This window comes from Stenomitos frigidus ULC18, from assembly GCF_003003795.1.
Taxonomy (GTDB): Bacteria; Cyanobacteriota; Cyanobacteriia; order Leptolyngbyales; family Leptolyngbyaceae; genus Stenomitos; species Stenomitos frigidus_A.
Genome location: NZ_PVWK01000048.1, coordinates 15,251 through 40,249, shown reverse-complemented (window position 1 = coordinate 40,249; position 24,999 = coordinate 15,251). Strand labels below are relative to the sequence as shown.

The following is a 24,999-nucleotide window of genomic DNA, read 5'->3' as shown; positions in this document are numbered from 1 at the left end:
GAAACGATTGCGTCGTTGACCGCCTACAATTTCATTCTCGAAGCCCTATTTGGCGCAGCTTCATATTAAAACGGTATTAAACTCAACAACATCGTGCCGCTGATGATCTTTCACTGGCTGTGGGATTTTGTGTTGTTTGCCTCACCGCTTGTGGGTGAACAAACTAACGCGGCTGTGGGCATGATCGCTCTGCTCAACATTCCTATTGAAATCATTGTTGGCATTGTGCTGTGGTTGCAGATCAAGCAAGTCCCGGAGCAGGCGATCTTCCCCAGCACTTAGTAAGCGGCGATCGTTAAAGGAATGGATATCCAACCCAGAAATGAAACCAGCTAACGATTGAGTTCAGCGGATTTTGTGAGCGGCGACAACTTTCGAGACTGAACCGAAATCTGTAAATCCGCTCACAAAATTCCGTTGCAACGATTTGTTGTGCTGCTGGCGCGACTGCAAATAACACTGCCGTAGAAAAATTGTGCGACTCAAGCAATTCATTCACATTACCCTGGTTTCCACACAATTTGAGATTGCCTTGCAAGCAAGCCTGCCAATCGTTCCGCCTCGGCTAGGTCATCTTCTCGACACGGCAAACCTACAACATTGGCATGATTCACAGAATCCTGTTCTACATCCAAACCAACCTCGCGCACACCCTTAACTTTAAGACTAGCAACCCCGTAGCACTTACGAAACAATTCTGCACACTGCTGCGGAGAACATGCACTTGCCAGGTTAACTGAAAGCCCGTGCTCGTTGACTCTTAGAAAATAGGCATCTGCCTTCACTCTTCCTGTATCCTCATCAATCCATTGTTTCCGTAGCAGTGTTCGATAGACAATGGCATTATCTGGTAGAGGATCAAACTGTCTCATGTTTGGTTCAGCCATTCCAACCACTGCAAGAGGATAGAGACTGTCACTTCTCGTTCTACCGCATAATCGTTGCCTAGTTCGTGGTACAAGTAGGCTTGCTGGTCAGCACGAGCAGGACAAATCAACCGGACTTCGCATTCTGGCTCTAACTTACTCCATGTCAGTCGAATGCTGCCTTGCTCATCCGTTGAAGCGGATGCTTTTGGGAAGCGATCGCCCATTGCATCATAAGCCTCTACAACAAATTGCATTGCCAACTTAAATGCAGCTTGACTCGGTTGTAAAACTCCATACTCATCCACCTCATCCTCTTCTAAGAGAGCGACAAGGCGTTTCAATGTCACCGTAATAGGGCTGCTAGATGGTCTCGTTGATTGAGAAACTGTCATGGAATTCAGGGACATTCAAGAGGAAAGCCATCATTTAGCCTAACATAAGCGATGAGAGTGATTTCAGCTTTCTTTTGGAAAGGGGATCACCCAAAAATTCTAAGAGAGATATTGAGATCCGATCTCTGAAACAAATCTACACGCTTGGGCGATGCCCCAACCCTCTCTATTTAAATTGATCAATATCCTTTCCTCTTGACAAAAGAAACTTGAGCAAAGACTTATTTTGAAATCGGCATGTCTGCATGATTCCAAGAAACAGCAAGTATTGAGCCGTATAACGACTTGTTAGCTGGCTCCGCAGTCAGTCTTTGCACTGGTTTTTCAGGGTTGCCTGTTTGTCCGAAAACGCCCAGAATATTGGTTGTTGAGGCAGTGGATTGGGTCTTGTTTGTGCTGGCGAAAGCGCCCAGAAGGTTATCGGTGAGGGCAGTGGTGAGGGGGGCGATCGGCAAGTCCAAAAACGCTCAGGAGGTTGTGGGTGAGGCGTAGTTGGGGGGCGATCGGTCGGTGTTAGAGGTTGCGTTATTGAGACGTTATCTGTGCGTGCTCCAGCTAACACGGCAGTGCAGCGGATTGTTGGGCGATCGTTGGGGCACTCAAATTCATCTGCAACCGCTGACTTGTGCCGTTAGGCTGCTCTGTCTTTTGGTGGAGACATCTCACCTATTTAAGTGCAATTCTGCTGCCCGTTGCAAGCAAGGTAGAGAACCACTTGCCCTAATCTCGTGACAATCAAGATAGGGCGATAGTCCCGACTGGCACATCGAGCGTAGACATGTCAATTACCAGACGATAGCGTACCTCTCCCCGATCAAGCCGTTCAAACCCATCCTCGACATCCGTAGCCGAGATAATTTCGACATCAGCAGAGATATGGTGCTGGCTACAGAAGTCCAGCATCGCCTGCGTTTCCAATGTCCCACCGACTCCCGAACTGGTCAACCGTCGCCGTCCCATCGTTAGGAAAACAGGACTGAAATCCAGATTTGCGGGAATGCCAAGACAGCAGAGCGTACCGTCGAGTTTGAGCGATCGCAGATAGGAGTTGAGGGGATGACGGGATGAAACGGTATCGAGGATGAAATCGAAGCGAGAGGCTTGATTTGCCATTTGCGCCTCGTCGGTTGATAGGATCGCCTCATCTGCTCCCAGCGCTTTTGCATCGGCAAGCTTAGCTGGAGAGGTACTGAACAGCACAACATAAGCCCCCAGCGCGTGCGCGAATTTCACTGCCATGTGACCTAGACCGCCTAATCCGACAATCCCAACCGTCTTGCCACCTACGTCCCAATGGCGCAGAGGCGACCAGGTGGTGACTCCCGCGCAAAGCAACGGTGCAACGCTTGCCGGATCGAGACCGACGGGGATGTGGTAAGCAAACTGGGCATCGACAACATACTCATTGGAGTAGCCGCCGCGCGTGATGCTGCCATCCTGCCTGTCGATGCCATCATAGGTCGTTGTCACCCCTTCCAGGCAATATTGTTCCAACTGACGTTGGCATGATGAGCAATGACCGCAGGAATCGACGATCGTGCCTACCGCCACCGCATCACCGATTCGGAACGTTGTGACATCCGTGCCAATCGCCGTCACCTCGCCCACTATCTCATGCCCTGGTACGAGCGGAAAGCGGCTTGACCCTCGAATAGCGTGTAGATCACTATGGCAGATGCCGCAGAACTGAATTTTTACGGTGATGTCGGTTGGTCGCAATGTCCTACGCTCGAATGTCCAGGGAACGAGGCGATCACCTTGGTTGAGAGCCGCCAGTCCGTAAGAGAGACCGACCGCTATGTTCTGAATCGTTCCTGACATTTGCTGTTTTCCTGTTGGTGAACTGAGAGCGATGAATGGGTAATGCTTTAGAATGCGCTGGCGGTCGGGCGAACAATGATTTCACTGACATCCACACCTTCAGGTTGAGACACAGCGTATAAGACGGCGCTGGCGATCGCATCGGTTGTGAGTGCAGTCTTGCGAAGTTCTTGTAAGAACCCTTTGCTGGCATCATCTGTAATATCAGAGCCAAGTTCTGTTTCGACTACGCCAGGAGAGATGAGGGTAACGCGGATATGTTTGGATTCCTGACGCAGCCCATCAGATATCGCCCAAACTGCGTATTTTGTGGCGGAATAGATAGCGCTGGTTGGCCCGACCATATGGGCGGCGACCGACGCAGTATTGATAAATTGTCCACCGCCTTGCGCTTCCATGATCGGCAGTCCCGCAGCAATGCCATTCAATACGCCGTGGATATTTACATTGATCATGTTGTCCCACTCCTCGACTTTCAGGGCATCTATCCGCGACAGAGGCATTACGCCTGCATTATTAAAAATCACATCAATGCGACCAAATGTGTCTTTAGCAAAATGAATGAACGCTTTCATCTCCTCGCGATGCGTGACATCCACCGCCTTAAATTCTGCTGTACCACCTGATGCGTAAATCTCCTCGACCAGTTTTTCTAGTTTCTCCGTCCGTCGCGCCCCCAGAAAAACTTTTGCGCCATTTTCAGCCAGCAATCGAGCGGTTGCTTCTCCAATGCCACTACTGGCTCCAGTAATGACGATAACTTTTTCGGCAACGTTCAACATCGTTATTTTTCCTGGTTGATTGGTCTGTATATATTCACAGTAGAAGTAAAAGCAAGAAAGCCAAATACACAGACCTCGCCAATGATTGCCTAATCCTCCAAGTTGGAATTTTGCGAGTGTTCTATAATGCTGAATGGAGCAGGATTCAATGGGTCGATAGAATTACATGGCAACTGAAATCATCAATCCCGTCATTCATCAAGATGAGATCGCGAAGCAGTGCCAAGAATTGGCGGCACTCATCACTCGTCACACAGATGGCAAGGGGGATGGGTTTCATCAAACCGCGATCGATCAGTTGGAATTTCAGCGGGAATCTTCGGTTTCCACGGTACTACGCGGTGTTTGTGACCCGATCTTTGCGATTCTGGTTCAAGGAAAAAAGGAAGCGTTGCTAGGTGAGGAGATCTATCGGTATGGTGCGGCGCAATACCTGGTTGTTTCCGTTGATTTGCCATTAAGCGCATTTATTACAGAGGCGACTCCCGACCAGCCTTATCTAGGATTTAAGCTAACTTTAGATTCCATTCAACTCTGCGACCTGATTACCCAAACCAACGCGATGAAGCGTCAGCCAGAGAACGCCGTTAGAGGCTTATTTGTCAGCACTATTGATACACTATTACTCGATTGTGCTCTCAGACTGGCGAAACTTTTAGATACACCAGAGGATATTCCGATCCTGGCACCGCTGATTGTGCGCGAAATCTACTATCGCCTTTTAACGAGTGAGCAAGGCGAAGCAGTTCGCCAAATTGCCACATCTGGTAGCAATATGCAACGGATTGCAGAGGTGATAAAACGGCTCAAGGCTGATTTTGCCCAACCGCTGCGGATTGAGGATCTAGCAGAGCAAGCGAAGATGTCTGCCTCCTCATTTCATCACCACTTCAAAGCTGTGACATCTATGAGTCCGCTGCAATATCAAAAGCAATTAAAATTACTGGAAGCGCGTCGCCTGATGCTTGCTGAAAACTCCGATGCGTCCCAGTCCGCCTATCAGGTGGGGTATGAGAGCGCGTCACAGTTCAGCCGCGAGTATTCTCGGATGTTTGGTGCGCCGCCGATCCGGGACATTGAGCATTTACGGACAGCCTGAACATAGCCTGTAGGTTGAAGCTACACCAAATGCGATCGCCGCCTAACAAGCCCAATGCACACCGACCGCCGAGAGGTGATTGGCTAGGAGTTTGAGGTTATCTGCGGCGGGTGATTGGGATCGTTATGCAGCTCATACACATTTGTAAATTCGCAAAGAGAGGAGAGAATACATGACGATCATGGGAAGCTGCCACTGTGGGAAGACTGCCTTTCGCATTGAGGGCGATATTCCGGCGAAACTGACTCGGTGCACTTGTTCCTTATGTTCCAAGCGCGGCGTGCTGTGGGCGTACTACCAGCCTAGTCAGTTTCAAGTGACAACCCCATTAACTGACGATGCGACTTATCGCTGGAATACGAAACTTGTGGCGCATCACTTTTGCTCTCAGTGCGGGTGTGCCACGTTCTCCGATAGCCCAGCTTTTGAACCGGACGGAAGTTGGGACAAAAGCACCCGCCGAATCGGTGTCAATGCGCGTCTGTTCGATAACTTCGATGCAGCCGCAGCGTCCGTCGAGGTGATCGACGGCAAGAACCTCTGGTAGCTAGTTGCTCGCCTCGCTTCACCCTGCTATCGGCGATTGCTCGTGGAACGAATCGATCAATCGAGGAAATCCAATAACTTCAACAGCAAGTGAAGGAGTCTCCGCAAAATTAAGCTCGATCAATGTGGCGATTGCGGCATAAGAATCCGGTTGGAGCGAACCGACTAAATTAGTCGATGGTGTGGCGAAAGATACTAGCACACGCTCAACCGGAACGTCATGCTGCTGCACATAGTGAATTGCTGATTGAAAGCCCGCAGATTTGACCTTTGAACCTATCGGATGGTAGAGGGTACAACTTTACTTTAGTGCCAAGGTTTAGGTGTACTCTTGACGCGCTATCAAAGGTTAATCAGATAAAATGGAAGACCTAAGTAAAGTAATTCTGGTGACTGGCGCGACCGGCAACCAGGGTGGGGCGATCGCACGTCACCTTTTGCAGCGCGGCAATTTCACAGTTCGTGCTTTTGTGCGTGACCAAGATAAGCCTGCTGCCAAGTCACTCAAGCAAGCGGGCGCAGAACTCATTGAAGGAGATCTCAACGATCGTGGGTCACTTGATCGCGCTATGCAGAGTGTCTCCGGTGTTTTTTCAGTGCAAACTTTTCAAGATGGATTGGAAGCCGAAATCCGTCAGGGTAAGGCTGTTGCAGATGCAGCAAAAGCAGCGGGCATTCAGCATTTTGTCTACAGCTCGGTGGGTAGCGCCGAACGCAACACGGGCATTCCCCATTTCGACAGCAAGTTTCAAGTCGAAGAACATATCCGAGCCAGCGGTTTGCCCTACACAATTTTGCGTCCGGTTTTCTTCTTTTACAATTACGACTCAATGCGTCCGATGATTGAAGCGGGAACACTTTCCCAACCGCTCAGTCCAGACACAAAATTGCAGCAACTTTCTGAAGAAGATTACGGAGAAATGGTTGCTGAGGTATTCGATCATCGTGCTGATTACTTGAACCGTGAAATCGAAGTCGCCAGTGTAGACATGACCATGCCAGAAGTTGCTGCTTCATTCAGCCGCGTTTTGGGCAAACCTGTTGAATACCAACAAATTCCGTTTGCAGCGTTTGAGCAGCAAGCCGGAGAGGAAATGACCCTCATGTACCGATGGTTTGAGCACGTGGGCTACGCCGCAGACCTGGCGCAATTGAAACGCGATTTTCCTGAGCCGACGGATTTTGCATCCTATTTGCGCGACCACAACTGGGCAACACCAGCCAAAAGTGCGTCTGGGGGCTGAGTCAAAAGGGATATAGAACTGGAGCTAACGATGAAAGTATTGATGGTGGGAGCAACGGGCAAATACGCTAACCACGTCGTTCCTGCATTAAAGCAGCGCGGTGCTGTGGTTCGAGCACTGGTGCGAGACAAAGATAAAGTAGACACAGCGCGACAGCAGGGCGCGGATGAGACAGCGCTCGGAGACTTAACCGATTCAGATAGTCTTCGTGCCGCCACTGATGGAGTCGAAGGTGTGTTCCACATCAATCCTGCCTTCGCACCCAATGAGGCGGAACTGGGTGTGGCGATGGTTGAGGCTGCTAAAGCATCGGGTGTGCGGAAGTTTGTCTTCTCTAGTGTGATTCATCCATTGATCTCTAATCTGAGTAATCACGCCGCTAAACAGCCAGCTGAGGAGGCGCTGTATGAGTCAGGTATGGAGTTCACCGTGCTACAGCCGACTATGTTTATGCAAAATCTCGACAATAGCTGGAGTGCCGTGCTGAAGCAAGGTCGCTTTTCCCTGCCTTACTCCAAACAGATGAAGGCATCCTATGTAGACTACCGTGATGTAGCAGAAGTAGCAGCACTGGCGTTAACGGAAGATAAGCTCGGCTACGGTACGTTCGAGCTATGCGCCCCTGGCATGGTCAACCGTCTAGAACTGGTAGCAATGATGAGCGAGGCGATCGGGCACCCTATTGAAGCGGGTGAACCGACCTTTGATGAGTGGGCACAGGCTACACATATCCCAGATGGACCTACCCGCGAGGGCATGAGAAAAATTTACGCTAACTACGATCAACAGGGTTTTCCCGGCGGTAATGCGCTTGTGCTGCGAGCCATTCTTGGACAGGAACCCCGCACACTGCGACAATACATCCAGGAGTTGGCGAGTCAAAAATCGATTGCCTGACTGCGGAGGGTGAGAATCCAGTCACCGATAATAACCTGACGCAGCCTAACAATCGCGCTGCAGGGGACTGACGAACGCCGCTGGCGCTGAGTTCAAGGTTGATGGCAGCCCCTGAGCGCGGTCGTTGGGCGGCTTTGAGTTATCTGCTGTGACTGTACTGCAAGACTACCTGTAAATGTTTAAGGTCAAGTTAGTTCTCTCACTTAGGTAGAACACCCTACTCGTTCAGAAATCCAGCTAAACTTGCCAGAGAAGCAGCCAATTCTGCGATTTCTACAGGTTTGCTCAGACAAACTTGGAAGCCAGAGCGAAGCGCTTGCCGACGATCGCCAGAACTTGCAGAAGCAGTCAGAGCGATCGTTGAAATTTGCTGACCTTGGGCTGACTCAAGATCCTTGATTTGACGAATTAGCGCATAGGCTTGGTTGTCTGGTAGTCCTGTATCAATAATCAAAGCTTGAGGCAGTATTTCGTCGAACGTAGAGAGTGCCTGTATTGAAGTAGTCGCGATCGCAACTTGCACACCGCAAGGCTCCAGTTCTATTCGCAAAGGTTCTCCTAGGTCAAGACTGACGACAAGCACGCGCAAACCTGCCAGATCTAGGAAGCCAAACCGAAATCCCGGCATTTGATTTTTTCCCCATTCGCACATTAACTCTAAAAGGGGGGTAAGTGTCTCGCCGAAGGAAGTTGTAGAGTACTCCACCCGTCGAGGAACCTCACGATAGGCTTCTCGGTGAACTAAGCCATCTGCTTCTAACTCACGTAGTTGCTGCGTCAAAACTTTGGACGAAATTCCAGGAATGAGAGACTTTAGTTCTCCAAAGCTTTTTGGGTTATGTCGGAGCCACCACAGAATCACACTTTTCCACTTGCCGCCGATTCGCCTTAATGTCACCTCAACTGGACAACCGTATTTAATATTTCTTCCTTCATTAGTATTCATTTGGTAACTACAGGGACGACTGTGGTACTCTTCTTTCGCTGTTGGGTGATGTCTGGAATCGCAAAACCAGAAGCTCATCCTACAGATATAGTGTGCAGGTTGTACGAGGAGAATCAAATGGCAAATCACACTTATGTGCTAGTTCACGGGTCTTGGATGGGCAAATTTTGCTGGGTTGAAGTTGTCCCCAGGCTTGAAACATTAGAGAGCACTGTTCTAACGCTCGATCTGCCTGCTCACGGTGACGATCCAACCCCAGCCGAAAATGCGTCTTTGGATGGCTATCGGGATGCGGTGCTGAACGTGATTGGCGATCGCCACAACATTATTCTGGTGGGTCACAGCATGGCTGGCATGGTGATCTCAGCGGTTGCTGAAGCAATTCCCGCTCAAATTAGGTCGCTGGTTTACCTCTGTGCTTATCTGCCTCAGAATGGAGAGAATTTATACCAACTCTCATCGGAAGATCAGGAGAGTCTGGTGGGAACTTACTGGCGGCAGGAACACCCAGAGAGTTATTCACCTGCATGGGTCGCGCCTGAAGGAGTGGTGAAAGTCTTCGGTGCAGATTGCCCGCCTCAATATCAGGAGCTAATCTTACAGAAGCATCGCCCTGAGCCAGTACCGCCACTCGCGACTCCTATTGCCTTGACAGCAGCCCGATATGGCACAGTGCCCCGGTTTTATATCGAAACACTGGAAGATCGAACCGTCAGCCATCAACTTCAGACCTTGATGTTGAGCCGAGCTGGTGTTCAAAAGCGGTTTCAGCTATCTTCATCGCACTGTCCATTCTTTTCAGTGCCCGATCAGCTTGTCGCTCATCTGACTGAATCAGTAGAGTAAACTTATTTCACAGAATTAACGATCGACAAATTACGGAGAGCAATCATGGAAGTTAGCAATGCAGTCGCACTCGTCACGGGTGCAAATGGTGGCATCGGTTCTCATTTTGTTGAACAACTCCTTCAGTTAAAAGTCGCGAAGATTTATGTTTGTGCCCGCAGTATCGAGAAATTGAACAGTCTCGTTGCCCTCGATCGGCAGCGAATTATCCCGATCGAACTTGACGTCACGAATCCCCAATCGGTCGCAGCAGCGGCAGGTCAATGTTCTGATGTCACCTTGCTCATCAATAACGCTGGGACTTCTTTAAATCAGGGCATTATTTCTGCACCCGATCTAGAAAGTGCCAGAGCCGAACTAGAGGTGAACTACTTTGGCATGGCATCTATGTGTCGAGCCTTCGCACCGATTCTGAAACAGCAGGGGGGTGGCGCGATCGTCAACATTCTCTCCCTCCTTGGTAAAGTAAACCTGCCGTTCAGCGGCTCTTATAGTGCTTCAAAAGCTGCTGCTATTTCTATGACTCAAAGCGTGCGCGCTGAGCTTGCCGCCCAGAATACGCTGGTGATGGCAGTCATGCCGGGAACTGTGGACACCGAATTGGCTAAGGCGTGGCCTGATCCTAAAGTCGCCCCGGCTGAAGTTGTGAGAGCGACGCTTCAAGCGCTGATGGCGAATGAGGAAGACGTTTATCCGGGTGAGCAGGCGACCCAGGTTTCGGCACAACTGCTGGTTGATCCAAAAGGGGTAGAGAAATATATGGCAAGTTTTCTACCAGGAATGGAACTGGCAGGGACGAACGCATAAGTTAAAAACCAAGCGCATCGGATTCTGTTCTATCACGATAAAATTCGTGCCAAACATCTTGAGTTCAACTTGTAAAGGAGCGATCGCAATGTCTACTCTAGTCGGCTTGCCTGATATTTTTGCTAACACTCCGGTTGAGTTGGTTCCAAGTCAGGCGATCGCTGAATTTCCAGCCAACACTTTTCTGGAGAGTATTGCGATCGCGCCCGATAATACGTTGTTCATCACCAATCATTTTGAAGGTCAAATCATTCGCATCGGTCAAGATCAGATTCCAAGCATTCATGCGGTGATTTCAGGCAAAGCGACAGGTTTAGCATTTCTACCTGACTATGAATTGTTATTGACCGGCTGGAATGAGCAAGGTGTGTCTACAATCTTTAAAGTCTCGGCTCAAGGTGTCGTAGAAACCTTGCTTACAATACCAGAGGCATCTTTTCTCAATGGATTGACGCATCTCATTGAATCTCGCTATCTCATTGCAGATTCCTACCGAGGTGCAATTTGGGAGCTAGACGCAGCACAAGCTAGGATTCACATTTGGTTAGAAAACCCGCTCCTTGCTCGAACCTCTATCGACAAAGAACGCCCCGCAGTCAATGGCTTAAAGATTTTCAACGATGTGCTTTATGCCTCGAATACTGAAAAGCAGCATATTGTTCAGATTCCTATTGTCTCAGATGCTCAACCTGGCGAACCCACAATATTTATCGATCGAGTCAACATGGATGACTTTGCCTTTGATGTCAGCGGTAACTTATACGGCACGACTCACATCTATAACAGCGTCGTTAAGATTACACGCGATCGTAAAGTAACTACGATCGCCCAAGCAGAACAAGGAATGGCAGGGAGTACAGCTTTAGCGTTTGGTCGCGCAGAACACGATCGCACCAGTATCTACGTGATTACGAATGGTGGAATGTCTCTATCGTTGCCAACCGGGGTTGAACCTGCCAAAGTTGTACGTCTTGATATTGGCGCTAAGGGATTACCACTCATCTAGCTGGACTTTTGTTTATGAATCCGTTGAACCAACCCGATGACCCACCCGTAACTGTAGATGTTTTGCAACAGGTAAAGCCAGGTTGCGAAGCTGAATTTGAGCAAGTTCTGAGCGATCTCGTGAAAGCTGCTAAAGGGTTTGAGGGACATTTGGGAGTCAACATTTTTCGCCCTGCCAACCATAGCAACCCAGAGTACCGCATCGTCTTCAAATTTGACCACCTGAGTAACTTGCATCATTGGGAAGACTCTGCGATTCGGCGGCGGTTACTAGAGCGAACAAAGCGGTTTACGAGTGGTTCTAACCAATTTCAAACACTGACGGGTTTAGAAACCTGGTTTACTCTGTCTTCTCAGGGCGCGATCGTTCCCCCGCCACGCTATAAAATGTTGGTCGTCACTTTTTTAGCGATTTTCCCGCTGATTAATCTACTAAATCTAGTTCTACAACCGTTGCTCAAGCCACTTCCGACCTTGCTGCGTGGGTTGATTGTCACTTCTGTGATGCTGTCTCTCACAACCTACGTCGTCATGCCACGCATGACTAAGTTATTTGCTAGATGGCTGTACCCAAAATCGAAGGGTTAGATAGTAGCAGGAGCGCTCTATGGTTGCAGCAGCCCAACAACTGTGGTGCAGCGGACGGTATCAAAATTTTGGCGGTGTGGCGAAAGTTACTTGCCGCCGCTGACCAGAACCGTTATGCCGACTCACTTGACTTCTAAAGCTAGTATTGCTTGAGCTATCATAGCCACACTTTGAGCAATGAGGAAAATCAAGGCAACTTCCACAAAATCAATCTACTTCATCCGTGTCCATCCGTTTAAGGTGTTCCTGGCCCCAATCGCACAGCGGTTTTAAGATAGGTATGATTGTTCTGCCATAGTCTGTGAAAGCATACTCAACTTTTGGAGGCATCTCAGCAAGCGTGTTGCGACTAACAATGCCATCACTTTCTAGTTCGCGCAGTTGCTGGATCATCATTTTTTCAGTAATTTCAGGAATTAACCGCTTCAATTCGCTGTATCTTTTTGCCTTATCCTTCAGATGCCACAGGATTAAGAGCTTCCATTTGCCACCCAAGACTTTCAACGTAGCTTGCACGAATGGTGTGCCATCAGGTTGTTCCGATTTCATGACAATCACTCCCTAGCGAATCCAGGAATACTTACTAAAAAGTAAGTACTTCCCAGAAAGACAGTAGAAATATATCTTAGGTATTGTTCAAATTTATTACGAGCATACTCAATGTCTGAAGCTAAAGTCTTTGACAGAAAACCGACCGTAATAACCTTAGAGAGCGGAACTTATCACTGGTGTAGCTGTGGACTCTCTGACAATCAACCGTTCTGTAATGGTTCACACAAAGGAACTGACTTTAAACCCGTGACCTTTCAAGTCGATGAGCAAAGGCAAGTCGCCATGTGTTTGTGTAAAGCGACTGGTAATGCTCCTTTCTGCGATGGTACTCATAAGAATCTTTAGGTTCAGGAGACAATTATGCAGTCTCCTGCAGGAGTTGTGGCGATCGCCCGGCACGTCAAGCCGGGATATGAAGCTGCATTTGAAGAAGCTGTGCGAGGTGTCATTCTGGCTGCCAGTACTTTTCCGGGCTATGCGGGAGGTGAAGTTCTCTATCCCACAACGAAGCGTGGTGAATGGCAACTGATTCTGCGCTTCGACACCCTTGTTCATTTGCAAGAGTGGGAAGAATCTCCCATTTGTCAGGGCTGGATTGCTAGGGCAGATGCACTCACCATCGGTGCTCCAAAGGTTTTGCGGGTCAATGGGTTAGAAGCATGGTTCGAGCTACCTGAAGTGCCAAATGCACTCCCACCCCCTAAATGGAAAACCGCTATAGTCAGCGCGATCGGTATCTATCCAGTCATTTCTCTGATGCCGATTCTGTTGAAACCCATCACAAATGGACTCCCTGCTTGGTTAACAACACTTGTAAGCATTGCCATCATGATGCCGTTGATGACTTGGGTCATCATGCCTCAGGTAACGCGATTGTTTAAGCCTTGGCTTTATCCTCCTGAGGCAAAGCGTTCAGCCCATAAATCATCTAACTCAAACCCAAATTAAAGGAATAGATTCATGGATAATCTGCAATTAGAAAATGGATTCCCGGTCAATCCTATCCGAGTCGGCGATGGGATTGTTCTCATCAATATATTTACACTCGATCCTGAAAAAACTGAGCTGTTTGTTTCTACTCAAGTTGCCGAGTATAAGAGATTGAAAGGTCAATTTTCAGGCAGTTATACAGCTAATCTGCACATTAGTCTCGATCGCACACGAGCCGCCAACTACGCTAATTTTGCATCAGTAGACGATTATGTCGCGATGCGAAATAGCCCTGAGTTTGCCGACCATTTAAAGCGTCTCCAAGGACTTGTTGTTCAGGCAGAACCCCAACTCTATCAAGTGATTTACACGCAGAATCTAGATATGCCAACTTCTGAAGAGCCTTTACCCATGCTGCCCGATCCGGAACTTGCACCGAAACTTGTGCCCCCTTCACTCAATTGATCTTGCACGATATCGCAAATGTGATTACATTGTTATCTTCTCAAGGATGTACGATGGGCGAGCGGACAAACCATTCAAGTGAATGGTAGCATTTTGTGGGCTTTTGATTTAATTAGAAGTACGGGAGATTAACCAATGGACGAACGGATTGATATTCTGACAACGCTTTACATTGCAGAGCAAACATTTGATTCTGGGGACCTGGAGCAGAACATTCAGACCTGGAGCGATGAGGTGCTCATTGAAACACCCTTTGGTTCTGCGGATAGCCTGGAGTCCTACAAATCCTGGTTTAACGGGTTTTATGCACAAACATCTGCCAATGGTGGAACGCGCCATTATGTTCACAATCCTATTGTTCATGTGAATGGTGATCGCGCCGAAATTATTGCCTATCTCTACATCATCAATGCGAGTACGGGTGGTTTTCTTGGCTCTGCAAGAATCCATGAAAAGTTGAAGAAAACAAGTGCTGGATGGAAGTTTACTTACCGTAGCGTAAAAACAGATCAAGATTTATCCAAACCCATCTCTTGAGAGCAAGCGCGTAACATTTATTGTGCCGACGGTATGATGGCAGCATTTGCAGGCATTTGATTATTTAGGAGAAATCATGGACATTGCAAATTCAATTGCTCTGGTCACTGGGGCAAATGGAGGGTTAGGACAATACTATGTTGACGCGTTGCGATCGCAAGGGGCTGCCAAAATTTATGCGGGTGCCCGCAACCCCAAGGCATTGGAAGCGCTAGTAGCAGACCATCCCGATATCGTTATTCCCATTCCCCTCGATATTACAGATGAACATTCTGTCAATCAGGCAGCCGCACAATGTCCAGACGTGACCTTGCTGATCAACAATGCCGGAGTTGGCTTCAATCAGGGCTTGATCGCTGCGCCTAATTTGTCTCAAGCCCGTATGGAGATAGACGTTAACTACTTTGGAACCTTGATGATGTGTCGTGCTTTTGCACCCGTATTGAAGCATAATGGCGGTGGCGCAATTGTCAATATGGTATCGATGGTGGCGCGAGTCAATCTTCCCTTCAATGGCAGCTACAGTGCATCCAAAGCCGCAACGCTATCCCTCACCCAAGGAGTACGAGCAGAGTTGGCAGCGCAAGGAACATTGGTCATTGCGGTCTTGCCTGCAACCATTGATATCGGCATGGGTAAATCCTATCCTGACCCAAAAGTGTCGCCGGAAGAAGTCGTTAGCGATGCTCTAAAAGCTGTGATTGATAGCGCTGAGGAAGTTTACCCTGGTGAGCAGGCAAAACAAATGGCAGCGCAATTGCTCAGTGATCCAAAAGCGCTTGAAAAAGCAGTGGCGACCATGTTACCCAGTTCAACTCAATAGTCAGCAGTATAGGTTTTCAATGAAAATTGCGATCGTCGGTTCAGGAAATATGGGTGGCGGTTTAGGCAAACTCTGGGCAAAAGCTGGGCATGAGGTTGTCTTTTCCTATTCCAGAAATCCAGATAAACTTCAACAGCTTGCAGTTGCAGCGGGCAACCAAGCGACTGTTGACAATATGAAAGAAGCGGTAGCAAAAAGCCAGGTTGTTTTGCTGGCGGTAGGAGTTTCGGCACTTGAAGAGGTCATGTCTGCGGTCGGTTCTCTGGATGGTAAAATTGTGGTCACTTGCGTCAGTGGATTACAACCAGACTTTACCGGGCAGACGATTGGCTTGGCAACAAATTTAGAAATCTCTGTTGCCGAAAGAGTACAACAACTTGCGCCGAATGCAGCCGTTGTCGAAGCGTTCAACATCACCTTTGCAGACATTATTGCTTCAGAGTCAAGGGATTTTGGGGGCGATCGCCCTAGCATTTTCTATTGCGGCAATGATTCAGATGCTAAGAAGACGGTTACTCAACTAATTGAGGACTGTGATTATGAAGCCATTGACGCAGGAATGTTAATTGTGGCTCGTTCTTTAGAAACCTTGGCAACTGCTTGGGTGCAGTTTGCGGTTGCCAGTCAGTTATTTCCGAATCTTGGACTGAAAGCACTGCGGCGCTAAACCACGGCATAACAATTAGCTTGGAGCGGACTGACGAAAGACTTGGTATAGTGCCAAGATTACTTGCAGCCGCTCAAGCGAGCCGTTATGCCGCTCAATCTTGGATGGTGACGGTAGTTTAAAGTGATCTATCAGGCTCAAATACTTTTAGAATGATTGGGTAAGATTATCAATCAGGAAAGTTACAGCCGATTTATTCAGCTCAAACTGCTTTGAGGTTCACAAGTTTCTGTGTGACTGTATAGGGTATTCAAATGAGCTACATTATGGTTGATGTAGAAGCTGATGGTCCAATTCCAGGAGATTACTCAATGATCTCCTTTGGATCTGTAGTTGTAGAGCCTTCGCTAAGCAAAAAATTTTACGCACAACTTAAACCAATTTCAGAGAAGTGGATTCCAGAAGCTCTTCAAATCAGTGGTTTTACGCGTGAGGAGACACTCACATTTGAGGAGCCTCAAGCAGTAATGGAAAAGTTCTTGCTATGGATTGAAGCTGAAAGCTCAGGAAGGGCATTTTTCATTTCAGATAATAACGGCTTTGATTGGCAGTTTATTAATTGGTACTTCCATCATTTTTGTGGGAAGAATCCATTTGGATATACATCAAGCAATTTGGGTTCTCTCTATAAAGGTTTAGTTAAAGATACCTTTGTGAACTTCAAGCATCTGAGAAAAACAGAGCATACACACAATGCCCTAGACGATGCTTGCGGGAATGCAGAGGCACTTTTACACCTCAAGGAAGATTTTGGTCTGAAAATTAGCCTAAAATGATAGGGTATTAGCCTCTATCAGAGATCACCCCATAACATTGCGCTGAACTGGAACAGAGCAGAGGCTATCTGTTGGGTCACGAGGGTTATCTGCCGCCGCACAACTTCACCGTTAGGCTGTGGCAACTACCGTAACTGAGAGCTTGAAAGTCAAGCTCGACCTTGAACAGGCGTATTAAATTCAATGCACCTGTCAAGCTAAAGCTGAGCAACGATTTTATAAATAGCACGAGTAATGGCTGTGAGTTCTGAGGGTTGAATAATATAAGGCGGCATTGTGTAGATCAGTCGCCCAAACGGACGTAACCAGACCCCCTCTTCTACAAAGCGTGGCTGGATCACTGGCATATTCACCGGCTCGTGTAACTCCACCACCCCGATCGCCCCTAATACCCGCACGTCCTTCACTGCCGCCAAACTCCGGCAAGGTTCTAACTCGGCTTTGAGCTGGGATGCGATCGTTTGGATAGTGGATTGCCAATCATAACTTTCCAGCAAGGTTAAATTTTCTACAGACACCGCACAGGCCAAGGGATTTGCCATAAACGTTGGGCCATGCATAAAGACCCCTGCCTCACCCGCTGCAAAACTCTCACTAATCTCCCGCGTCGTCAGAGTGGCTGCGAGGGACATAAACCCGCCAGTCAGCGCCTTGCCCACACATAGAATGTCTGGACACACCGCTGCATGTTCACAAGCAAACATTTTGCCCGTACGGCCAAACCCCGTAGCAATCTCATCTAAAATCAGCAGGACATTGTATTTTTCACATAACGCCTTGGCTTGTCGCACATATTCTGGATGATAAAAGCGCATCCCCCCAGCATTTTGCACTACCGGCTCAAAAATGGCTGCTGCGATTTGATCGTGGTGAGCGGCTAGCAATGCTGCAAAGCTTTCAATATCTCGTTCCTGCCAATCTCGATCGACCGAAAGCTGCGGTGCCTCGGCGAAATATTGCTGGGTCAGCAGATTGCGAAAAAGATGGTGCATCCCATTTACCGGATCGCAGACCGACATTGCGGCAAAGGTGTCCCCATGGTAGCCATGACGAATGGTGAGAAAACGCTGCTTCTGCGGCAAACCGCGATTGTACCAATACTGCACCGCCATTTTCATGGCTACCTCTACCGCTACTGAGCCAGAGTCACAAAAAAAGACCTGCTGGAGTGCCTCTGGCGTCAGGGCAATCAATTTCTGTGCCAAAGCCACTGCTGGCTGGTGGGTCAGACCACCAAACATGACGTGTGACATCCGATCGATTTGCGCGTGGGCAGCCTGGTTTAAGCGGGGATGGTTATAACCATGAATACAAGTCCACCAAGAAGAGATGCCATCAATCAGCGATCGGCCATCCATCAACTGAATATGTACGCCCTGCGCTGACTCTACTGGAAACACAGGTAGAAGACTGGGCATGGCCGCATAGGGGTGCCAAACATGCAGGCGATCGAAATCAAGGAGTTGCTGTAAAGACTGCATGGACTGTGAGGGCTGCTTTGACGCGGTTCAATTTAAGGTAACAGTTTGCGAGCGATCGGCCTAAGGTGAAGACTGCCGTCTTAGTCCTCATTCGCCTCCAAAGCATGATTCAGAGCCATGTTAGACGATCATTGCCCGTGTGAGTAGCTGCTATTTCCAAGGATGTTCAGAAGTTGCAGTCCAACAACGCCCGTGCACACCGATCGCCGAAAGTTGATCGGTTATGAAGCAAAGGTTGCTAGCGGCGGGTGATGGGCAACGTTAGGCAGCTTAAGTTGCTGATAGTGGCGGTACTGTAAGATCCTGGTGAGGCAGCTAGTATTAAGCTGAGTTTTAAGGTAGGACAAGATATATAGGCAAATAATTATGAAGCCGGAATTGTTAATAGCCATCGTGTCCGGATTAATCACATTACTGGCTTCTTCCTTTGTGGCTCTGTATCAAGCACGTACTGAATTCCGAAAACTCGCTGGACAATTAGAGCAGAAATACACAACATCGCTATTTGAAAAACGGCTTGAGGGTTATCCAATTCTCTTCAAAACACTTAATGATTTTAACAATGTGATTGAGTACGACTTCCCAAGCAAGCAACAACTTGTTGAACTTCAGAAGCAGTACGACAGTTGGATTTCTTCTCACGCTATTTTTCTCACTCGAACGACGGCTAAAGTGGTGTGGGGTTATCATCACTACTTGATCGACTTGCTAGAGCAGTACCATGACATTCCCTTACCAAACGAGCGATGGGTCGAGATTAGAAATGTGCAGATTGTTATCGGTAAGTTTTTACGAGCAGAGATCGGTGTATTTGATACTACAGCAGCAGGTATTCCTGAACTCGAAAAACCTTATGTAAAAGCGATTATCGACAAGCTGCATCAAAGCTCAAAGAAAACTCGCAGTAAATTTGGCTATTAGGAGTTCGGTGGCACATCCTGATATATTGAGGCGAGGTGGATAAACTTAAGTAGTGATCGCCGCTCTTGTAGCGATTGTCTTGAAAGTCAAGAGGAATAGAGAAAATTTTCTACACTCCTAACGCTCACGACAAAATGACGGTGCTGGTCATCCGTTAGCATTACTCATGAGAGTGAACTATGAGCTTGACTAAGCAGACGCTTGCCAGGATTTGTTATCGCGGATCATGGCATTGAGGATGACCAACAATTTCCGCATACAGGCGACTAGAGCAACCTTTTTGAGCTTTCCTTTTGCCAGTAACCGCTCATAGAATGTCCGAATGACTGGATTATGGCGAATTGCCACCAACGTGGACATATAGAAGCCACAGCGAACAGAGGTGCGCCCACCCGCAATTATCCGCTTGCCTTTGTGTTTGTCACTGTCATGGTTGATGGGAGCAACCCCGACTAAGCGAGCAATTTGTTTTTCAGAGAGTGTTCCGAGTTCTGGCAATGCTGCCAGACACAGGGCAGCGGTGACTTTGCCAATCCCTTTGACCGACTGCAAAATGGCATCCTTACGCTGCCAATCCTGTTGCTGCTGCGCCAGGGATTGAATCTGCTGATTGAGCGTTTCAATCCGTTGCTGCATTTGCTCAATATGATCTTTGATGTCGGTTTGCACGCTCTCAGCAGCACGGCTGAGGCGGTTTTTCTCCGCGACTTGCATCGCTACCAACTGCTGCCATCGTCGCACCCAGTCATACCAAATCAATTAGTAAAGGCTATAGATCTTGCCCTCATCCCCAACCCTTCTCCCCTTGGGAGAAGAGAGCCGGATTCAAAGTCCCTCTCCTGTGGGAGAGGGATTTAGGGTGAGGGCGTATCTGTAGTGTTTATTGCGAGATTTGGTATCACTCAATTGTTGAGCGTGAGGCGGAACGACCGGCTGGGGTTTGAGTGCCACACTCTGAGCAAAGCGAGCAAAGACCTGAGCATCGAGTTTGTCTGTCTTGGCTTTGCCGATCGCGATTGCAAAGCCTTTGACTTTGTGCGGGTTGGCGATTGCCACTGGAATCATTGCGGCTTGCAAACCTGATACCAGCAATCGCTCTAATCCCCCAGTGGATTCCACCACCACCAAAGTCGGTGCAAGGGGAAGTAATTGTTCCATCAGAGCTTGTACGCCGACTTCGCGATTGGGCTGTTGTAAGGTCAACCCTTGCGGTAGTACGGAGATATCGAGCAGGTCTTTACTGACATCAATCCCGACCCATGTTTTTTCTTGTGTCATCGTTTAGGCTGAGGTTGAGTTATTTTGTCCCTTTGACAACTCGTCCTTGCGAATACGAGGTTCGCCCTCTAGCGATTGTTCGAGCTTGGATCATTGGGCTGACAGCGTTGCTCCGGTGGCTACCATACGGTGTCAAGCACCTTGGTTAAACTGGATGTCCACGCTCTTCTTAAAAATACAGGCACCCAAGCTATAAAGCGGTATTTTCTACCCAGGTTGGGACGGGTTGCCTAAGGCTCAAGATACAAGGTTGGGTTAAGGAACGAAACCCAACGCCCGCATGGGTTACGCTATCGCTTTTCTGGTATGCCGGAACGGCTTTACCCATCCTACAAATAATTGTGCCTTCCTACTTACGAACCCCAACGGTGACACTCAGAATTCCGTCAATAGCGTTTAGAGTTCCACTGATAACTCTCTGCAACCCATCCATGACTCTCGGAGTGTCGTCGTTGGCTCTCAAGATCCCAGCGATGCACTGTCGCGTGCCATCCATGATTCTCGGAGTCTCATCGTTGGGTCTCAAGATCCCAACGATGAGATGTCTGCATACCATTAATGACGCCTGGAATGTTGTCGATGGCTCTCAGAAACCCAATGATGACACTTGGAGTGTGATTGATGAACCTCGGAGTCCCATCTGTCCATCAATTGAGTGTGATGGATGATAGGCTGAGCGCGATCGTTGCCTCCTCAAGTCCCAACAATGACGTTTTGAATGCGATCGTCGGTGATGCTGTTAGAACGGTTTCAATTCTTCCTAGCTAACGTCAAGCCATCCCCGATTGGCACCATGCTGAGGCTCACTCGCGTGTCCTGATGTAGCTTTTCGTTTAAGGCGCGAATACAGTTGGTGCTATTGTCTTGCACCTGTGGATCGGCGACCCGCCCATACCAGAGGACGTTATCGATCACCACCAGTCCGCCCGATCGCACGAGTTGGAGCGATCGCTCGTAGTAGCCGTCATAGTTGCTTTTGTCCGCATCAATAAACGCAAAATCAAACGTGCCTGCCTGTCCTGCTGCCAGCAGTGCATCTAACGTCTCCAGTGCGGGGGCAATGTGGAGGTCAATTTTGTTGGCGACTCCAGCTTGTTGCCAATAGCGACGGGCGATCGACGTATACTCTTCACTCACATCACAGGCGACGACTTTGCCATCGGTTGGTAATGCCAGCGCCACGACCAGGGAACTGTAGCCTGTAAAGACTCCCACCTCTAGCGTTTTCTTCGCGCCCATCAACTGCACCAGCAGCGCCATCAATTGCCCCTGCTCTGGTGAAATCTGCATCCGGCTCATGGAGTGCTGCGCTGTTTCCTGCCGAAGTTGGGTGAGAATCTCTGGTTCTCGCAAGGAAACCGACTGTAAGTAGCGGTGAAGCTGGTCGTCGAGATTGATTGATTGGTTGGACATGGGGAGGAAGGGAAGTTTTGAGTTTTGAGTTTTGAGTTTTAAGTATCGAGCTTGGAACTCGGAAGGTGGAGCTTAGAGGTCGGAATATCGAGCTTGGAACTCGGAGTGTCGAGCTTGGAACTCGGAGTGTCGAGCTTGGAATCGGAGTGTCGAGCTTGGAACTCGGAAGGTGGCACTTGGAACTCGAAGCGTCGAGCCTGGGTTGTCCTCTTCTACTTTCTGACTCCTGACTTCTGACTCCTGACTCCTAGCGCCCCACTCCCTACTCCCCACTCCCCCTTCTCTCCGCAATCCTCAACTTAGCCGATCGCGCTCTCACATTCTCCGCTACTTCATCTTCTTGAGGCAAAATTGGCTTTTTGGTCAACACTTTCAGCAACTCTGACTCACGAAAGCGATGTTTGACAATGCGGTCTTCGAGACTGTGGAAGCTGATGATGGCGATTTTACCGCCCGGTTTGAGCCAGTGAGGGGCGCGATCGATGAAGGTTTCCAGCACGCTCAGTTCCTGGTTGACGGCAATTCTCAAGGCTTGAAAGACACGAGTGGCGGGATGGATGCGTCCGTAGCGATAGGCTTTGGGCACAGAGTAGGCGATCGCTTCTGCTAGTTCCGTTGTGGTTTCAAAGGGTCGTCGCTCGACGATGCGGCGGGCAATCCGTCGCGACAGCCGTTCTTCGCCATAGGTGTAGAAGATGTCTGCCAGCTTCACTTCGTCCCAATGATTAATGATGTCTGCAGCAGTCAGGTCTTGCTGCTGATCCATGCGCATATCCAACGGGGCGGCATGGCGGAAGCTGAAGCCGCGATCGGGGATATCGAATTGCGCTGAACTGACGCCTAGATCTGCCAAAATGCCGTCAAAGCGCTGATCACCGGGTTGAAACGTGGCAAAGTTCGTACGTTGAAACTGGACGCGCCCGTTGAATTCGTGCAGTTTGGTTTGAGCGGCTGCGATCGCCTGCTCATCCTGGTCCATCGCGGTTACCTGTACATCCGGTGCCGCAGCCAAGATCAAGGCACTGTGACCGCCTCCCCCCACGGTTGCATCCAGGTAATGCCCACCCGATCGTATCGCTAAGCCCTCAAGCACCTCACGACTTAAGACAGAAATATGCACGAATGCCGTCTCCAGCGACGGATCGGGCAGGTCGGGTGCGTCTTGGGATAAGTCTTGTACGGGTGCCATGCAACGGAATGGATGAAGAGCGTTCGACCCTACTCTATCGTTTTCCTTTCAAAGCCTGATACCAATCTCAGTTGGCTCTGACACATTCTCCCGCCAATCAGTCCGTATAATCTAAGAGAATGCAGCGTCAATGAAGTTGTTGGTTGGTAGTTGTTAGTTGTTGGACATCCTCTTCGCTAACAACCAAAAACTAAAAGCTAAAAACTAATTCAACCGCAGAGGGAGATTGTCCAGCTATGACAATGATCGAGACGAAGACCGAGCCCATGGTGATCAACATGGGCCCTCACCATCCCTCGACTCACGGCTGCTTTCGGCTCGTTGTGACGCTGGATGGTGAAAATGTCATCGACTGCGAGCCTGTGCTGGGCTATTTGCATCGGGGCATGGAAAAGATTGCTGAAAACCGTACCAACATCATGTACGTGCCCTATACGAGCCGTTGGGATTATTACGGCGGCATGTTCAATGAGGCGGTGACGGTCAACGCGGTCGAAAAATTAGCCAATGTGCCAGTGCCCAAGCGCGCCAGCTATATTCGTGTGATCATGCTCGAACTAGCGCGGTTGGTGAACCATTTGCTGTGGCTTGGCCCGTTTGTGGCTGACCTTGGCGCGCAGACCCCGTTTTTCTACACGCTGCGCGATCGCGAAATGATCCTTGACCTGTACGAAGCAGCAACGGGCTATCGCATGGTCAACCACAACTATTTCCGCATTGGTGGGATTGCGGCTGACGTGCCCTATGGCTGGGTCGATAAGTGCTCAGATTTCTGCACCTATATGATGCCCGTCGTGGATGAGTACGAACGGCTCATCACCAACAACCCCATCTTTCGCCGCCGCTTAGAAGGGGTGGGTGTGTTGACTCGCGAAGAAGCCATCAACTGGGGCTGTTCGGGGCCTATGCTCCGCGCGTCTGGTGTGCAGTGGGATCTGCGGAAAGTGGATCACTACGAGTGTTACGACGATTTTGACTGGAAGGTTGCCTGGGCAACCGAAGGCGACTGTCTGGCACGCTACACCGTGCGGATGGCAGAAATGCGCGAGTCGATCAAGATCATTCAGCAAGCGATCGCGGGTCTTCCCGGTGGACCTTTCGAGAACCTGGAAGCGAAGCGCATGGAAGCAGGCCCCAAGTCAGAATGGAACGGGTTTGATTACCAATACATCGGCAAAAAAATTGCGCCTACCTTCAAGATTCCGAAAGGCGAACATTACGTCCGTCTAGAAGCGGGACGCGGCGAAATGGGGATCTTTATCATCGGTAACGATAATGTCTTCCCCTGGCGCTGGAAGATTCGTCCCGGCGACTTCAACAATCTCCAAGTGCTACCCAGCCTGGTGAGAGGTAATAAGGTCGCAGACATCTTCGCGATTTTGGGCAGCGTTGACGTCGTGATGGGATCGGTCGATCGCTAGCCGCATCCATAAATTTGTCAGAACAGCCAGGGCTAGCCCTGGCTTTTTTAGTGCCTCTACCCTTGCTTGCGTCATCAAAAAGTGGGACGACAATTTTCGTCTGAACCTGCTAGAACAGACGTATACACAATGGAACATCGGTTATGAATTGGCAGTCGCGCTTGGCAACCGCAATAGCGCTCTCTTTAAGCACTGTTGGGCTAGTGGGTCTTTCGGCACAGGCCGTGAAATTAGCCAATGGCACCACGTCCTTTGTGCAGCCACCACGCTTAGAAAGTGCTGTAGCCACTCAAAAAGCAGCCCGTTTTTTGGGATCAACCTATTATTTCACGCTCACAGTGCCTGCTAATGCAGGCGAACCGCTGCGAACGATCGTCATTTCGCCTCAAGAGGCACCTGATCGCGTGGAGTTTAACCTCGACCAAACAGAGACGTTTGAAGGAACCTTCGATCGAGAAGGCACCAAACTTCCTCATCAGACCGTAACTCAAGATGCCAAGACGCAAGCGATTACGATTACCTTTGACCCAGCGATCGCAGCCGGTAAAACGGTGACGATCGGACTTTTCGCCAACCGCAATCCAGATCTTGGTGGTGTCTACCTGTATGGAGTAACAGCGTTTCCATCAGGCGATCAGCCATTTGGGCAGTTTTTGGGCTACGGACGCATCCAAATCTACGATGGCGGTCTAAACTCTTAGTTT

At 49.2% G+C, this 24,999-nt stretch carries 31 protein-coding genes and 2 pseudogenes; 22 read left to right on the top strand and 11 right to left on the bottom strand.

The window, feature by feature from the left end:
- Positions 1–93 precede the first annotated feature (93 nt).
- Positions 94–282, top strand: coding sequence for a hypothetical protein (locus C7B82_RS08295; RefSeq protein WP_146141098.1), 189 nt, complete (start codon positions 94–96; stop codon positions 280–282).
- Between the two features lie 218 nt (positions 283–500).
- Here C7B82_RS08295 and C7B82_RS08290 read toward each other — a convergent pair whose 3' ends face one another.
- On the bottom strand, positions 501–887 hold the full coding sequence (locus C7B82_RS08290) for a hypothetical protein (RefSeq protein WP_245939794.1): 387 nt from the start codon (positions 885–887) through the stop codon (positions 501–503).
- A complete protein-coding gene (locus C7B82_RS08285; protein ID WP_106255825.1) occupies positions 869–1,261 on the bottom strand; it encodes a hypothetical protein in 393 nt (130 codons plus the stop codon). Before C7B82_RS08285 ends, C7B82_RS08290 begins: the two co-directional genes overlap by 19 nt.
- 285 nt (positions 1,262–1,546) lie before the next feature.
- Here C7B82_RS08285 and C7B82_RS31410 point away from each other — a divergent pair, with 285 nt between their 5' ends.
- The gene (locus tag C7B82_RS31410) at positions 1,547–1,753 is read left to right on the top strand and encodes a hypothetical protein (RefSeq protein WP_146141097.1); all 207 of its coding nucleotides are present in this window, start codon (positions 1,547–1,549) and stop codon (positions 1,751–1,753) included.
- 243 nt (positions 1,754–1,996) lie between these two features.
- Here C7B82_RS31410 and C7B82_RS08275 read toward each other — a convergent pair whose 3' ends face one another.
- Both C7B82_RS08275 and C7B82_RS08270 read right to left on the bottom strand, forming a co-directional pair.
- Positions 1,997–3,082 carry an NAD(P)-dependent alcohol dehydrogenase gene (locus C7B82_RS08275; RefSeq protein WP_106255823.1) on the bottom strand — a complete coding sequence of 362 codons (1,086 nt, stop codon included), beginning with the start codon at positions 3,080–3,082 and terminating at the stop codon, positions 1,997–1,999.
- 47 nt (positions 3,083–3,129) lie between these two features.
- A complete protein-coding gene (locus C7B82_RS08270) occupies positions 3,130–3,864 on the bottom strand; it encodes an SDR family oxidoreductase (RefSeq protein ID WP_106255822.1) in 735 nt (244 codons plus the stop codon).
- A 166-nt stretch (positions 3,865–4,030) separates the two neighbouring features.
- On the opposite strand from C7B82_RS08270, the gene C7B82_RS08265 reads away from it, so the two are divergent.
- The 4 genes from C7B82_RS08265 to C7B82_RS08250 all read left to right on the top strand — a co-directional run bounded on the left by C7B82_RS08265 (position 4,031) and on the right by C7B82_RS08250 (position 7,650).
- Positions 4,031–4,963, top strand: coding sequence for an AraC family transcriptional regulator (locus C7B82_RS08265; protein ID WP_106255821.1), 933 nt, complete (start codon positions 4,031–4,033; stop codon positions 4,961–4,963).
- Positions 4,964–5,144: 181 nt separating this feature from the next.
- Positions 5,145–5,510 carry a GFA family protein gene (locus C7B82_RS08260; RefSeq protein ID WP_219904156.1) on the top strand — a complete coding sequence of 122 codons (366 nt, stop codon included), beginning with the start codon at positions 5,145–5,147 and terminating at the stop codon, positions 5,508–5,510.
- Between the two features lie 361 nt (positions 5,511–5,871).
- A complete protein-coding gene (locus C7B82_RS08255) occupies positions 5,872–6,753 on the top strand; it encodes an NmrA/HSCARG family protein (RefSeq protein ID WP_106255819.1) in 882 nt (293 codons plus the stop codon).
- Positions 6,754–6,783: 30 nt separating this feature from the next.
- Positions 6,784–7,650, top strand: coding sequence for an SDR family oxidoreductase (locus tag C7B82_RS08250; RefSeq protein WP_106255818.1), 867 nt, complete (start codon positions 6,784–6,786; stop codon positions 7,648–7,650).
- Between the two features lie 217 nt (positions 7,651–7,867).
- Here the strand turns inward: C7B82_RS08250 and C7B82_RS35065 are convergent, their stop codons facing one another.
- Positions 7,868–8,596, bottom strand: coding sequence for a winged helix-turn-helix transcriptional regulator (locus tag C7B82_RS35065; protein ID WP_181357403.1), 729 nt, complete (start codon positions 8,594–8,596; stop codon positions 7,868–7,870).
- Positions 8,597–8,713: 117 nt separating this feature from the next.
- Between C7B82_RS35065 and C7B82_RS08240 the strand changes: the two genes are divergently transcribed.
- From C7B82_RS08240 to C7B82_RS33095, 5 genes are all read left to right on the top strand, one after another.
- On the top strand, positions 8,714–9,442 hold the full coding sequence (locus C7B82_RS08240; protein WP_106255817.1) for an alpha/beta fold hydrolase: 729 nt from the start codon (positions 8,714–8,716) through the stop codon (positions 9,440–9,442).
- Between the two features lie 45 nt (positions 9,443–9,487).
- Positions 9,488–10,249 (top strand): SDR family oxidoreductase, encoded by a 762-nt coding sequence (locus C7B82_RS08235; protein ID WP_106255816.1) that lies wholly within the window; start codon positions 9,488–9,490, stop codon positions 10,247–10,249.
- Positions 10,250–10,337: 88 nt separating this feature from the next.
- Positions 10,338–11,255, top strand: a complete 918-nt coding sequence (locus C7B82_RS08230; protein WP_106255815.1) for an SMP-30/gluconolactonase/LRE family protein — start codon at positions 10,338–10,340, stop codon at positions 11,253–11,255.
- A gap of 14 nt (positions 11,256–11,269) precedes the next feature.
- Positions 11,270–11,842, top strand: coding sequence for an antibiotic biosynthesis monooxygenase (locus tag C7B82_RS08225; protein WP_106255814.1), 573 nt, complete (start codon positions 11,270–11,272; stop codon positions 11,840–11,842).
- A complete protein-coding gene (locus C7B82_RS33095; RefSeq protein ID WP_219904154.1) occupies positions 11,815–11,979 on the top strand; it encodes a hypothetical protein in 165 nt (54 codons plus the stop codon). Before C7B82_RS08225 ends, C7B82_RS33095 begins: the two co-directional genes overlap by 28 nt.
- Positions 11,980–12,049: 70 nt before the next feature.
- Here C7B82_RS33095 and C7B82_RS08220 read toward each other — a convergent pair whose 3' ends face one another.
- Positions 12,050–12,391, bottom strand: coding sequence for a winged helix-turn-helix transcriptional regulator (locus C7B82_RS08220; protein ID WP_106255813.1), 342 nt, complete (start codon positions 12,389–12,391; stop codon positions 12,050–12,052).
- Between the two features lie 111 nt (positions 12,392–12,502).
- On the opposite strand from C7B82_RS08220, the gene C7B82_RS08215 reads away from it, so the two are divergent.
- The 7 genes from C7B82_RS08215 (at position 12,503) to C7B82_RS08185 (ending at position 16,592) form a co-directional block, all read left to right on the top strand.
- Complete coding sequence (locus C7B82_RS08215) at positions 12,503–12,739, top strand: CDGSH iron-sulfur domain-containing protein (protein ID WP_106255812.1); 237 nt, start codon at positions 12,503–12,505, stop codon at positions 12,737–12,739.
- Between the two features lie 15 nt (positions 12,740–12,754).
- Complete coding sequence (locus C7B82_RS08210; protein WP_106255811.1) at positions 12,755–13,342, top strand: antibiotic biosynthesis monooxygenase; 588 nt, start codon at positions 12,755–12,757, stop codon at positions 13,340–13,342.
- Between the two features lie 12 nt (positions 13,343–13,354).
- Positions 13,355–13,789, top strand: coding sequence for a hypothetical protein (locus C7B82_RS08205; protein ID WP_106255810.1), 435 nt, complete (start codon positions 13,355–13,357; stop codon positions 13,787–13,789).
- A gap of 135 nt (positions 13,790–13,924) precedes the next feature.
- Positions 13,925–14,326 carry a nuclear transport factor 2 family protein gene (locus tag C7B82_RS08200; protein ID WP_106255809.1) on the top strand — a complete coding sequence of 134 codons (402 nt, stop codon included), beginning with the start codon at positions 13,925–13,927 and terminating at the stop codon, positions 14,324–14,326.
- 76 nt (positions 14,327–14,402) lie between these two features.
- On the top strand, positions 14,403–15,149 hold the full coding sequence (locus C7B82_RS08195) for an SDR family oxidoreductase (RefSeq protein ID WP_106255808.1): 747 nt from the start codon (positions 14,403–14,405) through the stop codon (positions 15,147–15,149).
- Between the two features lie 19 nt (positions 15,150–15,168).
- Entirely contained in the window at positions 15,169–15,816 is a 648-nt protein-coding gene (locus C7B82_RS08190) for an NADPH-dependent F420 reductase (RefSeq protein WP_106255807.1), read from the top strand.
- Positions 15,817–16,082: 266 nt separating this feature from the next.
- A complete protein-coding gene (locus C7B82_RS08185) occupies positions 16,083–16,592 on the top strand; it encodes a 3'-5' exonuclease (RefSeq protein WP_245939793.1) in 510 nt (169 codons plus the stop codon).
- Between the two features lie 197 nt (positions 16,593–16,789).
- On the opposite strand, the gene bioA is transcribed toward C7B82_RS08185, so the two are convergent.
- Positions 16,790–18,073, bottom strand: a complete 1,284-nt coding sequence (gene bioA / locus C7B82_RS08180) for an adenosylmethionine--8-amino-7-oxononanoate transaminase (protein WP_106255805.1) — start codon at positions 18,071–18,073, stop codon at positions 16,790–16,792.
- 366 nt (positions 18,074–18,439) lie between these two features.
- Between bioA and C7B82_RS08175 the strand changes: the two genes are divergently transcribed.
- Entirely contained in the window at positions 18,440–18,994 is a 555-nt protein-coding gene (locus C7B82_RS08175) for a hypothetical protein (protein WP_106255804.1), read from the top strand.
- 189 nt (positions 18,995–19,183) lie between these two features.
- On the opposite strand, the pseudogene C7B82_RS33090 reads toward C7B82_RS08175, so the two are convergent.
- Positions 19,184–19,735, bottom strand: a pseudogene (locus C7B82_RS33090) (transposase); the annotation flags it as partial.
- 153 nt (positions 19,736–19,888) lie between these two features.
- Positions 19,889–20,272, bottom strand: a pseudogene (locus C7B82_RS08170) (IS110 family transposase); the annotation flags it as partial.
- Positions 20,273–20,893: 621 nt separating this feature from the next.
- Between C7B82_RS08170 and C7B82_RS32080 the strand changes: the two are divergent.
- Positions 20,894–21,040 carry a hypothetical protein gene (locus C7B82_RS32080; protein ID WP_181357402.1) on the top strand — a complete coding sequence of 49 codons (147 nt, stop codon included), beginning with the start codon at positions 20,894–20,896 and terminating at the stop codon, positions 21,038–21,040.
- Here C7B82_RS32080 and C7B82_RS08160 read toward each other — a convergent pair.
- Both C7B82_RS08160 and rsmH read right to left on the bottom strand, forming a co-directional pair.
- Positions 21,023–21,685 (bottom strand): class I SAM-dependent methyltransferase, encoded by a 663-nt coding sequence (locus C7B82_RS08160; protein ID WP_106255802.1) that lies wholly within the window; start codon positions 21,683–21,685, stop codon positions 21,023–21,025. The genes C7B82_RS32080 and C7B82_RS08160 overlap by 18 nt on opposite strands.
- 262 nt (positions 21,686–21,947) lie before the next feature.
- Entirely contained in the window at positions 21,948–22,874 is a 927-nt protein-coding gene (gene rsmH / locus C7B82_RS08155) for a 16S rRNA (cytosine(1402)-N(4))-methyltransferase RsmH (RefSeq protein WP_106255801.1), read from the bottom strand.
- A gap of 236 nt (positions 22,875–23,110) precedes the next feature.
- Here rsmH and C7B82_RS08150 point away from each other — a divergent pair, with 236 nt between their 5' ends.
- Positions 23,111–24,295, top strand: a complete 1,185-nt coding sequence (locus C7B82_RS08150) for an NAD(P)H-quinone oxidoreductase subunit H (RefSeq protein ID WP_106255800.1) — start codon at positions 23,111–23,113, stop codon at positions 24,293–24,295.
- Positions 24,296–24,438: 143 nt separating this feature from the next.
- Positions 24,439–24,996, top strand: a complete 558-nt coding sequence (locus C7B82_RS08145; protein WP_106255799.1) for a DUF2808 domain-containing protein — start codon at positions 24,439–24,441, stop codon at positions 24,994–24,996.
- The last annotated feature ends 3 nt before the right edge of the window (positions 24,997–24,999 follow it).

Bases quoted from the DNA above. Each gene is read 5' to 3' on its own strand.
- C7B82_RS08290 (WP_245939794.1), bottom strand. From the start codon at position 887: ATGGCTGAACCAAACATGAGACAGTTTGATCCTCTACCAGATAATGCC.
- C7B82_RS08145 (WP_106255799.1), top strand. From the start codon at position 24,439: ATGAATTGGCAGTCGCGCTTGGCAACCGCAATAGCGCTCTCTTTAAGC.
- rsmH (WP_106255801.1), bottom strand. From the start codon at position 22,874: ATGGCACCCGTACAAGACTTATCCCAAGACGCACCCGACCTGCCCGAT.
- C7B82_RS08260 (WP_219904156.1), top strand. From the start codon at position 5,145: ATGGGAAGCTGCCACTGTGGGAAGACTGCCTTTCGCATTGAGGGCGAT.
- C7B82_RS08160 (WP_106255802.1), bottom strand. From the start codon at position 21,685: ATGTCCAACCAATCAATCAATCTCGACGACCAGCTTCACCGCTACTTA.
- C7B82_RS08255 (WP_106255819.1), top strand. From the start codon at position 5,872: ATGGAAGACCTAAGTAAAGTAATTCTGGTGACTGGCGCGACCGGCAAC.
- C7B82_RS08270 (WP_106255822.1), bottom strand. From the start codon at position 3,864: ATGTTGAACGTTGCCGAAAAAGTTATCGTCATTACTGGAGCCAGTAGT.
- C7B82_RS08235 (WP_106255816.1), top strand. From the start codon at position 9,488: ATGGAAGTTAGCAATGCAGTCGCACTCGTCACGGGTGCAAATGGTGGC.
- C7B82_RS08210 (WP_106255811.1), top strand. From the start codon at position 12,755: ATGCAGTCTCCTGCAGGAGTTGTGGCGATCGCCCGGCACGTCAAGCCG.
- C7B82_RS08285 (WP_106255825.1), bottom strand. From the start codon at position 1,261: ATGACAGTTTCTCAATCAACGAGACCATCTAGCAGCCCTATTACGGTG.
- C7B82_RS35065 (WP_181357403.1), bottom strand. From the start codon at position 8,596: ATGAATACTAATGAAGGAAGAAATATTAAATACGGTTGTCCAGTTGAG.
- C7B82_RS08190 (WP_106255807.1), top strand. From the start codon at position 15,169: ATGAAAATTGCGATCGTCGGTTCAGGAAATATGGGTGGCGGTTTAGGC.
- C7B82_RS08230 (WP_106255815.1), top strand. From the start codon at position 10,338: ATGTCTACTCTAGTCGGCTTGCCTGATATTTTTGCTAACACTCCGGTT.
- C7B82_RS08275 (WP_106255823.1), bottom strand. From the start codon at position 3,082: ATGTCAGGAACGATTCAGAACATAGCGGTCGGTCTCTCTTACGGACTG.
- C7B82_RS08150 (WP_106255800.1), top strand. From the start codon at position 23,111: ATGACAATGATCGAGACGAAGACCGAGCCCATGGTGATCAACATGGGC.
- C7B82_RS08240 (WP_106255817.1), top strand. From the start codon at position 8,714: ATGGCAAATCACACTTATGTGCTAGTTCACGGGTCTTGGATGGGCAAA.
- C7B82_RS08220 (WP_106255813.1), bottom strand. From the start codon at position 12,391: ATGAAATCGGAACAACCTGATGGCACACCATTCGTGCAAGCTACGTTG.
- C7B82_RS08225 (WP_106255814.1), top strand. From the start codon at position 11,270: ATGAATCCGTTGAACCAACCCGATGACCCACCCGTAACTGTAGATGTT.
- C7B82_RS08265 (WP_106255821.1), top strand. From the start codon at position 4,031: ATGGCAACTGAAATCATCAATCCCGTCATTCATCAAGATGAGATCGCG.
- bioA (WP_106255805.1), bottom strand. From the start codon at position 18,073: ATGCAGTCTTTACAGCAACTCCTTGATTTCGATCGCCTGCATGTTTGG.
- C7B82_RS33095 (WP_219904154.1), top strand. From the start codon at position 11,815: ATGGCTGTACCCAAAATCGAAGGGTTAGATAGTAGCAGGAGCGCTCTA.
- C7B82_RS08215 (WP_106255812.1), top strand. From the start codon at position 12,503: ATGTCTGAAGCTAAAGTCTTTGACAGAAAACCGACCGTAATAACCTTA.
- C7B82_RS08205 (WP_106255810.1), top strand. From the start codon at position 13,355: ATGGATAATCTGCAATTAGAAAATGGATTCCCGGTCAATCCTATCCGA.
- C7B82_RS08200 (WP_106255809.1), top strand. From the start codon at position 13,925: ATGGACGAACGGATTGATATTCTGACAACGCTTTACATTGCAGAGCAA.
- C7B82_RS08175 (WP_106255804.1), top strand. From the start codon at position 18,440: ATGAAGCCGGAATTGTTAATAGCCATCGTGTCCGGATTAATCACATTA.
- C7B82_RS32080 (WP_181357402.1), top strand. From the start codon at position 20,894: ATGAACCTCGGAGTCCCATCTGTCCATCAATTGAGTGTGATGGATGAT.
- C7B82_RS08250 (WP_106255818.1), top strand. From the start codon at position 6,784: ATGAAAGTATTGATGGTGGGAGCAACGGGCAAATACGCTAACCACGTC.
- C7B82_RS08185 (WP_245939793.1), top strand. From the start codon at position 16,083: ATGGTTGATGTAGAAGCTGATGGTCCAATTCCAGGAGATTACTCAATG.
- C7B82_RS08195 (WP_106255808.1), top strand. From the start codon at position 14,403: ATGGACATTGCAAATTCAATTGCTCTGGTCACTGGGGCAAATGGAGGG.